Origin of the sequence: Streptomyces beijiangensis (assembly GCF_017315755.1) — a bacterium.
GTDB classification, from domain to species: domain Bacteria; phylum Actinomycetota; class Actinomycetes; order Streptomycetales; family Streptomycetaceae; genus Streptomyces; species Streptomyces beijiangensis.
The window spans coordinates 1-244 of sequence record NZ_JAFLRJ010000826.1; the positions used below are offsets into that span (position 1 = coordinate 1).

1 protein-coding gene is annotated in these 244 nt (G+C 61.5%); it reads right to left on the bottom strand.

Annotated features, from left to right (window positions below):
* Positions 1-244 (bottom strand): ABC transporter substrate-binding protein (locus tag J0695_RS39310; RefSeq protein ID WP_206969641.1); only part of this gene is annotated, 244 nt, incomplete at both ends.

The following is a 244-nucleotide window of genomic DNA, read 5'->3' on the forward strand; positions in this document are numbered from 1 at the left end:
ACGCGGGCTCTCCACGAGATCCACGTAGTCGAGAACGACGATCCGGTCGTTCTTGATCGCCGAGACATTCGCGAGCGGCGGATAGGACTTCAGGAACTTCCGCTTCTGGGCCGCGCTGGTGTCCCCGTAGTTGTTGATGACGATCACCTCGGGGTCACGCGCGACCACGGTCTCCCAGCCCACCGTCGTCCAGGTGTCCTTGAGGTCCTTCATGACGTGATCACCGCCCGCCTTGGTAATGATG